This is a genomic window from Thermogladius sp. (assembly GCF_049970955.1).
In the GTDB taxonomy this organism is placed as follows: Archaea; Thermoproteota; Thermoprotei_A; order Sulfolobales; family Desulfurococcaceae; genus Thermogladius.
The window spans coordinates 18,150-28,203 of sequence record NZ_JBMFLY010000008.1; the positions used below are offsets into that span (position 1 = coordinate 18,150).

Here is a 10,054-nt window from a genome sequence, read left to right on the forward strand (position 1 = left end):
AAAACCTTTACCTCTTGAACCTTGCGTAGACCATAGCGTGGTCCTTGTCGTAGGGCTCCAAGTGGACTACGTCCACTATCTCGAAACCCCTGTTCTTCAACGTCTCGATCTCTCTCCTATAGACCTCGCTCGGCTCCTTCGTTACGTCGATGCTCCTCGCCTTGATGGCCAGTAGCAAGTACCCGTTGTGCTTCAAGAAGTAATCCGCGTTGTCCGCCACAACGGATGCCTGCTCCGGCTGGGCGATGTCGGCGTATATCCCGTCGACCAGCTCCACCACGTGCCTATATAGCTGCGGCTTCCTGGCGTCGGCTAGTATCGGGTAGAGGTTTTTCCTCACGTCTGCGAGCGCCACGAACTCTCTCATGACCCTGGGCGCGAACTCCACACCGTAGATCCTGCCCTTTGGTCCCACTATGTCGGAGATGTGGCTGGCAGTAGTGCCTGTAGCTACTCCGAGGTACAGAATCGAGTCTCCTTCTCTAATCGGTTGCTCGCTCAAACCGTTCGCGAGGGCGCCAGCTAGCTTGCTCCTGTACATATTCCACTCTCTGTACTCAACGTTCTCATACTTAAAGAGCCTCTCGCCGTAGACCCTGTGACCTGGGACGAGGTTCTTAGTAGCCAGTCTCATACTCCCGTCTTCGAGCTCTACTACGTAAACTCCGTAGTACTTCTCGTGGGGTTTAATGGTGACCACTTCGCTCAAGCCACTTCACCTCCTCTTCTCTCTACCCTTCTTGCCCGGTTTAACCTCTTCTGGCTTCTTAGCAGGCGGCTTCGCGTACAGCTTTTTAACCTCCTCAATCCTTTCTTGGAGCTCTTTAACCAGCTTGTCCCCTACAAACCTGCCGGTGTAGAAGTCTATCTTGGCCGCAATAGCGAGCTTTGCTGCGAGCGCTCTGGCGATCTTGCCTCTCTGCCACCTCGGGCTCTTGTGTATGGCAGGGTATTGGAATATCACGCCGTGTTTCGGCGGTTTACCGCCGGTCCTTAGAGCCCTGAACAGGGCTTTCTCGGCCCCGAGCACTTGTATCGTGCTAGCGGGTAGCTTTGCCAAGTTCTCGAGGCTGCCTGCCAGGCTGAGAAGTCTCGCGCCTAGCTTACTCCCCACGATAGCGGTGACGTTTGGTGAAACCTCTTTCATTACCGCGTCGATATAACCCTCGAGGGTCTCTCTGAGCTCGTAGAGGTCTAGTATGATCCCGGCGAGAGTCTTAATGTACTCAATGTCGAAATCGCTCAGGTCCGCGCCGATGCTCTTTTTCGCCGCCTCGGATATCTTCGTGGACAGCTCCTCGCTAAAGCCAAGCTTCTTTAGCCTCTCGTAGCTAATGTTCTCCCTGCCCCCAAGCTCGTAGACTATCCTGGCGTAGTCGTGGTGGTCTTTGACGAGCTCGTCTAACTCAGGGAAGTGTATGCTATACCACTCCCTCAGCCTGGACACGTACAGGTTTATGGTCTTGTCGATGTCGTCTATAGCCCTTATAGCTTGGATCGCGAGTAGGTCTCTTTTCTGGGCCTCTTTCCTGAGCTTCCTACGGGACAGCTCGAGCGATATCTCGTGCAACTTCGCGTAGAACTCGTCTCTAGAACTACACAAACCCAGCTCTACGGCCAAGTCTTGTAGTCTCTCCCTGAACCTGCTTATCGCACTAGCTCTCACGTCGACTCTCGGAGTTAAGCCAAGAGAGCTGGCGATCTTCCCGTCCTCTATAGTCTCTACGACTACTTCGTTGTACCCCATAGACTTCGCCTTCTCGAGCACTTCTCTCGCTTGCTGCGTCATCTTGCCCTCCTCGAGGTCTATTAGGTAGTCTATTATCTCGTTAGTCTTGAAAGGCGACAGGCTCTCTGCTAGCCTTTTCCCCTCCTCATCGAGCAAAAACGCCCCTAGCACGTTCTGCGTAAAGTAAACTGCGGTCATTCTTTCACCTGGCCTTCTAATTCTACTTTAAGAACACTCTTATTTAAATATCCCCAAAACAAATAGTTCTAGTAGCGTAGAACAGCGGTGGTCACGTATGCCAAGCCACGGCTCGCTTACAAAGGCGGGTAAGGTCAGAAGCCAAACGCCCAAGATCCCGCCCAAGGGTAGGAAGAACAAGCCGCCGAGAGTCAGGAACAGATTAGAGTACACGAGGAGAGTCTTAGCTCCGGCCTCTAAGCCCACTGTAACGTAGGGTTTTTCCTAGGGCTAGGAACCCGAGACGTGTTAGACAACAGTTATTTTACTCCACGAAACTCTATTGTTTTTCTGGCTAGGGAACAGGGAATGGTACTTGTCTACCACGGGTATACGGGGAGACTAGCCGCACTGTTGTCGAGCACAGGGATAGAGCCAGGTGATAGAGTCAGAGTTGTGAAGGATGGTGAGGTATTCGAAGGAGTGTTGATGCCGAGGTACACCGTCAGGGCAAGCGAGGATATACTGGTCATAAAGCTAGAAAACGGCTACAACATAGGAGTAAAAGTCGACGAGAGGACGCAGGTATTCCTGGCTTCCAAGAAGGCCAGGCCAGAGAAGGTAGTGCAGCCGGAGGGGACCGTAGAGAGCAAGGCCAAGATCGTGCTGCTGAGTACAGGGGGTACGATAGCCTCTAAGATAGACTACGAGACGGGCGCTGTTGTCCCAGCGCTTTCAACTAGGGAGATCACGGAGTGGGCCCCTGACCTGGCCGACATAGCCGTGTTTGAGGCAAGAGAGGTCATGAGGGTGTTCAGCGAAGACATAACTCCTAGCGACTGGGAGAGGCTCGCGAACGAGGTCTACAGGGAGATGGAGCAAGGCGTGAACGGGGTTGTCATAGCTCACGGCACTGATATGATGTCCTACTCGGCCGCGGCGCTGGCCTTCGCTATCAGGGACAAGCCCGTCCCCGTCGTGTTCGTCGGCTCTCAGAGGAGTAGTGACAGGCCAAGCAGCGACTCCATACTGAACCTTAAAGGCGCTTTTATAACCGCGTCAAGAGCGCCGATAGCGGAGTCCGTTGTCGCGATGCACGCCTCTACTTCTGACGACCTGATAGCCGTCCACAGAGGAGTTAAGGTAAGGAAGATGCACACGAGCAGAAGGGACGCTTTTCAGTCGATTAACGACAAGCCTATACTCCTAGTGAACCCCTACACCTTGGAGATCAAACAGGTTGGGAGGATTTTAAAGAGTAGAGACCCCACGAGGACACCCGTCTTGGAGGCCAGGTTCGATGACAAGGTAGCCTTGGTTAAGGCCTACCCCGGGGTACAGAACGAGATAATCGACATGCTCGTCGACAAGGGCTTCCACGGCATAGTCATTGAGGGGAGCGGGCTAGGGCACATATCGAACAGGCTCTTAGACTCGATAAAGAGGGCTGTCGAGAGCGGAATCCCTGTCGTAATGACGAGCCAGTGCCTCTTCGGCAGGGTGAACTTGAACGTCTATTCCACGGGGCGCAGGCTCCTCGAAGCCGGGGTTATACCGGCAGAGGATATGCTACCGGAAGTAGCCTACGTAAAGCTTTCGTGGGTTCTAGCCAGCAAGACGAGGGACCTCGCAGAGGTCAGGAAGTGGATGTTGACCAACCTCGAGGGCGAGATAAACTACAGGCACACGCTAGACCTATACCCGAGGTGGTCGTATGAGTAGAACTGTTCAAGGTCTCGACTACGAGAAGCTCGGTCTAAGGGTTGGGCTGGAGATTCACGTCCAGTTGGACACGCGGGAGAAGCTGTTCTGCGGTTGCCCCACTAAGCTAGTGGAGGAGGACTCTGTAGACGTCTTCTACAGGGAGCTGAGGCCCAGCAGAAGTGAGTTGGGCGAGGTCGACCCGGCAGCCGTCCTCGAGTGGAAGAAGGGCAGGAGGTTCAAGTACAATTCTCCCCGCTCGGCATCTTGCCTCGTTGAGGCCGACGAAGAACCACCTCACCAGATGAACAGGGAGGCCCTCGAGGTAGCTCTGGCCGTTGCTCTATCGCTGAACATGAGAATCGTAGACGAAGTCCACGTCATGAGGAAGATAGTGATAGACGGTAGCAACGTCAGCGGATTCCAGAGGACTAGCCTGATCGCGATGAATGGCTGGCTCGAAGACGAGGAGGGGAGGGTGCGTATCCAGACCCTGTGCCTAGAGGAGGACGCGGCCAGGAAAATAGGCGAGTCGGAGTATGAGGTTGAATATAAGCTTGACAGGCTGGGTATCCCGCTGGTCGAAATAGCAACAGCGCCGGATATTCACAGCCCGGAGCAGGCTAGGAGAGTCGCGTTCAAGATAGGTCAGCTAGTCCGGTTGACGGGTAGAGCTAAGCGTGGTTTGGGCTCGATCAGGCAGGATGTGAACATAAGTATTACCGGTGGGGGCAAAGTCGAGATCAAAGGTATTCAACACCTTTACATGATTCCGCGGGTAATAGAGTACGAGGTGTTGAGGCAGTTAAGGCTCCTAGAGGTAAGAGAAGAGCTACGTAGGAGGGGAGTAGACAAAGAGGATCTCAGAGCAGTATTCGTAGACTTGACCGACCTGTTCAGAAATACCCAGTCGAAGCTGATCAAGAGACTCCTCACGGAGAGGAACGCCGTAGTTTACGGGCTCAAGCTCACCGGATTCAGGGGTCTACTCGGCTTCGAGCTACAGCCTGGTAGAAGATTCGGTACGGAGCTAGCCGACTACGCGAGGGTGTGGGCGGGGGTCGGGGGCTTGATCCACAGCGACGAGCTACCGGGGTATGGAATAACGGTGGAAGAAGTCAACGAAGTCTATAGAAGGTTGGGTGCCGACCCGGAGAGGGACGCATTCGTACTGGTAGTCGATGAGAGAAGCAAGGCGTTGAAGGCTCTCGAGGTAGTCCTAGAAAGGGCTAAAGCCGCCTTCGACGGCGTGCCCGAGGAGACTCGGGCTGCGAATCCAGACGGCACGACGAGGTACATGAGACCTAGGCCCGGAGGAGCAAGAATGTACCCTGAAACAGACATCCCGCCTATACTGATAACGAGCGATCTGATCGAGTCTGCGAAGCGCCTTGTTCCCGAGCCGTTCGAAGCGAAGTTGGAAAGGTTTGTTCGCGAACACGGGTTGAGCAGGGAGCTAGCCACCAGCGTCATAAACGACATAAGGCTCGACCTCTACGAGAGACTCGTAGAGAAGTGGAAGGGGAAGGTACCGCCAGTCTTGATCGCCTCGACTATAGTGAACACGTTGAGGATGCTCGAGAACGAGGGGGTTCGCGTCGAGAACATAGAGGACGAGCACATAGAGAAAGTCATAGAACTCGTAGCCACAGGCAGGTTGGTGAAAGACGCTATACCGGACGTGCTAAGGGAGGTCTCCAAAGAGCCTGGTAGGGACGTCGAGGAGGTCGTGAGAGAACTAGGCCTGAGCAGGGTTTCCGAGAGCGAAGTACTCGACCTAGTAGACAAGATCGTGAAGGAGAACTTAGAAAAGTTGAAGACAAGGCGTGATAAAGCCTTCAATATCGTTATGAGCGAGGCGATGAAGGCTCTTAGGGGTAGAGTCGAGGGCTCTGTTGTAGCGGATATCGTTAAAAGGAGGCTCAAAGAATTAAACATAGTGTGAGAACTGCTAGCGATGAGGAGTACTCCCGTCTATGATAAGTCAATGATTTGAAGGCATTTGGCCGAGCGCTCTACGTATGATGAGGTCCACAGAACGACCGGTGAAGATACACGAGCGTGCTGACTGGGCTGTGAAGAACCTTGGCCGCTGTTGACTGTGGATGATCTGAATGGTAGCCACTGAGCCCGCGTACACCGACACCAGCGGCCTGCGGAGGGGGACTGCACCAGAGACCTCAAAACCCGCTCGAGAACAAGGCCCGGTTACGCGCGTCGGCCACCAGATTTCTCGGGTGTCTCCATGGCAGGCCCAGATGACATAGTCGGCATCCTGAGAGAGGTGTCTTTCGCGTCGCTGAGGCATCGCTCCCTGAAAGAGATCAGCGCTGAGATCAACGTTCCGTACGAGAAGCTGACGAGGATTGTCAGACGGGGTTTTAAACTTGGTTTACTGAGAGAGTATTACCACGTAGCTTTGCACAAAATAGGGTTTCTGGACTTCGCAGTAATAAGCGTCTCACAGAAAATCCCTCCCAAGTTTTGTTTAGGGGGAGTGAAGCCCGACGTTACTTACTACTCTTTCACCTCGAGGCCCACCATCTTGGCGTATGGTAGGGGTCTAGGAGAGAGGCTGGAGAGCGGTGTGAGGTACGTTTGTAAGCCGGTGATCAACGGCAGAGTCAGAGACGTGCTCGTCCCCGTAGAGGACGGTGAAAAAATAGAGCTACTGAGACTCGACGAGGTCGTGGAAGGAGAGCCGGCACCCGAGCTAGACAAAGTCGACGAAGTAACGCTCTTAACGCTCTTCAGACATTACAACCCGCCCTTTAAACCGCTCACCATGGCCGAGCTGTACGGCTTTGTCGGGCTAGGAGTCACCTTCTCGAGTTTCCTCAACCACTACTATAGGCATGTGGATGGGAAGCTGACGAAGAAGAGGCTGGTTTTCAGGCAGGGGGGCAGCTACGCTATCATGGTCTCTTCGGTGCCAAACCTCTCGACCTTGCGAGAACTGCTAAACGAGTTAGCCAAGATAAACGTGGTTACAGGCGTGGACCAGGTGAACGTTATCGAGGGCTCCCCGCTCATATCTGTGTCTCACGTCTGGGTCAGCCCCCAGCACTTATACGCCGCCGATATTGGTCACGACGTTTTTAATTTCACCAGCTATGAGATCTACTTGATAAGAGCGTAGGGGCTGGGTTTGGTTTTAAAATCGTACAGGGACGTTAAGCTCTCGTACAGTGAGTTCGCTGAGACCCTCAGGCGGGTAGCCGGTAAACTAAGCTACACAGGAGGCGGTGTGAGGTATAGGATCCCAGGGGTCGTAGAAATAGATGAGAGCTCCTTCAACGAGCTCTACGTGCTCGGAGACGTACACGGAGACTACTCGAGCGTTAAGCTGGTTTTCGAGACCATCGGTATTCCGGAGAAACTGGGTACCGGAGTTAAGCTGGTCTTCCTCGGGGACTACGTCGATAGAGGGTCTTACCAGGTAGAAACACTCGCGCTACTGCTCGAGTTGAAAGACAGGTACCCTGGCGACGTTATTTTATTGCGAGGTAATCATGAACCCCCGAAGTGGTTGCTACCCTACCCCCACGACTTACCTTACAGGGTCTCACAGTACTTCGGGCCCGAGAAGTCGAGCGAAGCCCTCCACCTCTTATACAAGTTCTTCGACAAGTTACCATTAGTAGCTGTCCTGCCAGGCGAGGCCGTGCTATTACATGGTGGACCCCCCTTCAGGACGCTCTACGCGAGTACTCTCGAGGAGGCCTTCTCGGTGGGAGACCCTATGCTAGACGACCTGGACTTGGAGACGGTGCTCTGGAGCGACCCGGTGGACGAGGAGACGTATTTAGTGGAGTCTGTGAGAGGGGCTGGCTTCTTCTACGGACAGAAGTTCACCGACAAGTTCCTTAAGATTGCCGGAGTCAAGCTCATAATTCGAGGTCACGAGGCTGTGGAGGGTTACAAGGTCAACCACGAGAGGAGAGTTATAACGGTCTTCAGCGCGGCCACCCCGTACCACTTGGGAACTACAGGTTTACTGAGGATAGTCAAGACGGGTGCTGGGTTTAAGTACGAGCTGATGAGGCTTGGTGTGATATCTAGGAGGGTGATCGACAAACTAGAGTTCGAGTCCTATTGATGGAGTTTAATTTATAAGGAATGCTACCTTATATCGTGTTATGAAGTAGGGGCGCAACTGAAGTGGTCGGGCAATCGGTCCTCGACACTCTGATGGACATGACCGATGAGCTCCTAGGCGACATGATCGAGGAGATCATCGAGGAGTACTACGAGGACAAGGTGGACATAGAGTCCGAGTACGAGGACATACTGAACTTCATTGTGAAGAGGCTCGCTCGTAAAGCTGGTAAAAAGAACAGAACGGAAAAATACCTGAAAATACTGGAGAAGCTCAGGAAGAGGTCTTCGGTGGCTAAGCTGATTCTTAGCTACCTGATCTCCGAATATATAGAGGAGAGAGACTCCGGAGCCCTCGAGAGCCGGTCTTCTAGTAGGGAGTACTCGTAGGGGGTACTCATTCCTCGTAGAACTCGTAAAAAGGAGTCTGCGGAGGAAGAGGAGGGAAGAAAGAAGAAGTCCGAGGCTAAGACGAGGCGTAAAGCTACCAGGAAGAAGACTTTCGAAGCGAGCGATCTGTTGGACAAGATGTACGGGTACGTTAACGACGCGTTGGGGCTCTCTCAACTAGGTCTAGACGAGGAAACCTCCAAGAAGATCGTACTGGAAGTGCTTGACTTTGTTACACAGGGTCTCTCCTCTAAACCAGACGTGGACACGGTTCTCAGGAGGATCAAGAGGTTGAAGCCCCAGGTCGACGAGCTTGTCTCGGCTAAGCTGCTTGAGCTGATAAAGAGACCTACACGCGAGCAACTCGAGTTCATCGTCTACAGCGGGGGTAAGGCGGCTGTCGCCGAGATCAGCAGGCTATACAAGCTGGCTAAAGAGTATGGGAGGGAGGACCTGATCGCCGGCCTGCAGTACCTTTGGACCAAGTATGGGATCAGGTCACCAGTACAGTGCCCTAAGTGTGGTTTTAACTCGGTAATGCCGGATTATTCATGTCTTGTCTGCGGAGCCGTCGTAACAGAGAAGTACGTTAGAGACGCCCTCGACTTCGGCAATAAACTCAATATTTTCGTTAAGACGGCGAGCGTAGGCGAGCTCAGGTTAGCCGTCGAGCGTGGATACGTGCTACTCGGGGAGGACGGGGTCTACCACCCCTTGTACAGGCCAACCAAGCCTACCGTCCTCTTCCAGGTATACTTGAAGTCGGACGAGATCGCGCTGATCGTGGAGGAGATCGAGAGTAGAAGTCAACCCATATAGGGGACCTCTCAGATCCTGAAACGGAGGTTGACCTTCTCGAACACAGCTCTAATCCCGCGCCTCAAAACCATCAAGTCGAGTCTGAGGTCTCCGAAACACCCCTTTTGTTCGAAGATGACGCTCTTCTTGTAGAACACTCTCACTGCCGGCACGCTTCCTATGCCATCGGCGAGCTCCTCGTGTTGTTTGACGTTCACGCGGCAGAATAGCAACCTAGGGTCGGCCACTTTACTCAACTCCTTCATTACCTCTGAGAAGAACCTGCTCTCTTCTACGTCGGGGTCGTAGTACTCAACAATTACAGGCTCTTCAATGGATAGAGCCCGCTCAAGCTCCTCTCTGGTTGTCAGCTCGACGCTCAACGCCTAATCCCTTGGTTTCTACTCTACTTCACCACTCTTATTAACTCGCTGAGAAAGGTTTATATAGAAGTAATATCATCACTTTTATGCGAACTGGTTCCCCGGGTGGTAGTCTAATGGCAATGTATGGTATTCCAGTCTTAATACTGAAGGAGGGCTCGCAGAGGACTGTTGGAAGGGAGGCATTGAGAGCAAACATCATGGCTGCCAGGGCTCTAGCCGAGGTCTTGAAGACTAGCCTAGGCCCGAGAGGACTAGACAAAATGCTCGTCGACAGCTTCGGCGACGTCACCGTCACCAACGACGGTGCTACAATAGTGAAGGAGATGGAGGTTCAGCACCCGGCGGCTAAGCTCTTGGTAGAAGTCGCGAAAGCCCAGGACGCCGAGGTTGGTGACGGGACAACATCGGCGGTCGTACTGGCAGGCGCGCTCCTTAGGAAGGCCGAGGAGTTGCTAGACCAGAACATCCACCCCACGATTATAATTGAGGGGTACACAAAGGCCCTCAAGGAGGCCCTCAGAATACTAGACGAGATCGCCATCAAGGTCGACCCCTCTGATAGAGAGACGCTCAAGAAGGTCGTCTCCACCACTATAGCAAGCAAGTACATCGGTGGACCGTTAGTAAGCGAGAAGTTGACGAACATGGCGATAGACGCTGCTTTGACCGTCGCAGATAAGAAGCCGGATGGGACGTACGACTTCAGGGTCGACGACGTCAAGATAGAGAAGAAGAAGGGCGGTAACGTCCTCGACACCCAGCTGGTGTACGGTAT

11 protein-coding genes are annotated in these 10,054 nt (G+C 53.4%); 8 read left to right on the forward strand and 3 right to left on the reverse strand.

Annotated elements, in window-relative coordinates:
• Positions 1-7: 7 nt before the first annotated feature.
• Positions 8-709 (reverse strand): fibrillarin-like rRNA/tRNA 2'-O-methyltransferase, encoded by a 702-nt coding sequence (locus tag ACP5VX_RS02450; RefSeq protein WP_428724316.1) that lies wholly within the window; start codon positions 707-709, stop codon positions 8-10.
• A gap of 6 nt (positions 710-715) precedes the next feature.
• Positions 716-1,927, reverse strand: coding sequence for a C/D box methylation guide ribonucleoprotein complex aNOP56 subunit (locus ACP5VX_RS02455; RefSeq protein WP_428724317.1), 1,212 nt, complete (start codon positions 1,925-1,927; stop codon positions 716-718).
• A 97-nt stretch (positions 1,928-2,024) separates the two neighbouring features.
• Here ACP5VX_RS02455 and ACP5VX_RS02460 point away from each other — a divergent pair, with 97 nt between their 5' ends.
• From ACP5VX_RS02460 to ACP5VX_RS02490, 7 genes are all read left to right on the forward strand, one after another.
• Complete coding sequence (locus ACP5VX_RS02460; RefSeq protein WP_428724318.1) at positions 2,025-2,183, forward strand: 30S ribosomal protein S30e; 159 nt, start codon at positions 2,025-2,027, stop codon at positions 2,181-2,183.
• A gap of 92 nt (positions 2,184-2,275) precedes the next feature.
• Entirely contained in the window at positions 2,276-3,628 is a 1,353-nt protein-coding gene (gene gatD / locus ACP5VX_RS02465) for a Glu-tRNA(Gln) amidotransferase subunit GatD (protein ID WP_428724319.1), read from the forward strand.
• Positions 3,621-5,552, forward strand: a complete 1,932-nt coding sequence (gene gatE, locus ACP5VX_RS02470) for a Glu-tRNA(Gln) amidotransferase subunit GatE (RefSeq protein ID WP_428724320.1) — start codon at positions 3,621-3,623, stop codon at positions 5,550-5,552. The genes gatD and gatE overlap by 8 nt, the downstream gene beginning before the upstream one ends.
• Positions 5,553-5,852: 300 nt before the next feature.
• Positions 5,853-6,746: a hypothetical protein gene (locus ACP5VX_RS02475; RefSeq protein ID WP_428724321.1), complete on the forward strand. Its 894-nt coding sequence runs from the start codon at positions 5,853-5,855 to the stop codon at positions 6,744-6,746.
• Positions 6,747-6,755: 9 nt separating this feature from the next.
• Entirely contained in the window at positions 6,756-7,706 is a 951-nt protein-coding gene (locus ACP5VX_RS02480) for a metallophosphoesterase family protein (protein WP_428724322.1), read from the forward strand.
• Between the two features lie 62 nt (positions 7,707-7,768).
• Positions 7,769-8,095 (forward strand): hypothetical protein, encoded by a 327-nt coding sequence (locus ACP5VX_RS02485; RefSeq protein ID WP_157864667.1) that lies wholly within the window; start codon positions 7,769-7,771, stop codon positions 8,093-8,095.
• 138 nt (positions 8,096-8,233) lie between these two features.
• Positions 8,234-8,914, forward strand: coding sequence for a hypothetical protein (locus tag ACP5VX_RS02490; RefSeq protein ID WP_428724328.1), 681 nt, complete (start codon positions 8,234-8,236; stop codon positions 8,912-8,914).
• Positions 8,915-8,922: 8 nt separating this feature from the next.
• Here the strand turns inward: ACP5VX_RS02490 and ACP5VX_RS02495 are convergent, their stop codons facing one another.
• On the reverse strand, positions 8,923-9,276 hold the full coding sequence (locus tag ACP5VX_RS02495) for a thioredoxin family protein (protein ID WP_428724323.1): 354 nt from the start codon (positions 9,274-9,276) through the stop codon (positions 8,923-8,925).
• Positions 9,277-9,392: 116 nt separating this feature from the next.
• Here ACP5VX_RS02495 and ACP5VX_RS02500 point away from each other — a divergent pair.
• On the forward strand, positions 9,393-10,054 hold a 662-nt coding region (locus ACP5VX_RS02500; RefSeq protein ID WP_428724324.1), incomplete at its 3' end, for a TCP-1/cpn60 chaperonin family protein.